Source organism: Phocaeicola sp. RTP21198st1_B8_RTP21198_201120, from assembly GCF_040929485.1.
In the GTDB taxonomy this organism is placed as follows: Bacteria; Bacteroidota; Bacteroidia; order Bacteroidales; family Bacteroidaceae; genus Phocaeicola; species Phocaeicola dorei.
In genome coordinates this window covers 1-1,029 of the sequence record NZ_JBCOCI010000565.1, presented here as the reverse complement: position 1 = coordinate 1,029, position 1,029 = coordinate 1, and the positions used below count along the sequence as shown (strand labels likewise).

The following is a 1,029-nucleotide window of genomic DNA, read 5'->3' as shown; positions in this document are numbered from 1 at the left end:
GTGTGAAAGAGTGGGAGTGCGAAGTAATCTCCAACAAGAACGTGGCTACATTTATCAAAGAGTTCATCGTTGCTCTGCCTAAAGGCGAACACATGGACTTTATCCCGGGTTCTTATGCGCAGATTAAGATTCCTAAATTCTCAATGGACTATGACAAGGACATCGATAAGAGCTTGATTGGTGATGAATATCTTCCTGCATGGGAGAAATTCGGTTTGCTGGGTCTGAAGTGTAAGAACGACGAGGAAACAATCCGTGCTTACTCTATGGCCAACTATCCTGCCGAAGGTGACCGTATCATGTTGACAGTACGTATCGCTACTCCGCCGTTCAAACCGAAAGAACAAGGTCCTGGATTTATGGATGTAATGCCGGGTATCGCTTCTTCTTATATCTTTACCCTGAAACCGGGTGACAAGGTAATAATGAGTGGTCCTTACGGAGACTTCCACCCAATCTTCGATTCTAAGAAGGAAATGATGTGGATTGGTGGTGGTGCCGGTATGGCTCCGTTGCGTGCGCAAATCATGCACTTGACCAAGACATTGCATACTACTGACCGTAAGATGTCTTACTTCTACGGTGCCCGTGCGCTGAACGAAGTGTTCTATCTGGAAGATTTCCTGCAAATCGAAAAGGACTTCCCGAATTTCACTTTCCATTTGGCTCTCGACCGTCCGGACCCTGCTGCTGATGCTGCAGGCGTGAAGTACACTCCGGGATTCGTTCACAACGTAATTTACGAAACTTACCTGAAGAATCACGAAGCTCCTGAAGATATTGAATACTATATGTGTGGTCCTGGTCCGATGTCGAAAGCTGTAGAGAAGATGCTCGACGATCTTGGCGTTCCGGCACAGAACCTGATGTTCGACAACTTCGGAGGATAATTCGCAGAAGAGAACAAACCGGTCGGAACAATGACCGGAAAGGTTACATAAACACAGAGCGGGAAATCTGAAAAGCAGTAATGCTTCTTCGATTTCCCGCTTCTTTTTGGTATTATCTCATAATGTCTTTCCGTTATGG

1 protein-coding gene is annotated in these 1,029 nt (G+C 46.0%); it reads left to right on the top strand.

Translation table 11 applies throughout. The features are described from left to right. Positions 1 to 890, top strand: an 890-nt coding sequence (gene nqrF / locus AB5935_RS28130; RefSeq protein ID WP_368328121.1) for an NADH:ubiquinone reductase (Na(+)-transporting) subunit F, incomplete at its 5' end; no start/stop codon positions are given. Positions 891 to 1,029 lie beyond the last annotated feature (139 nt).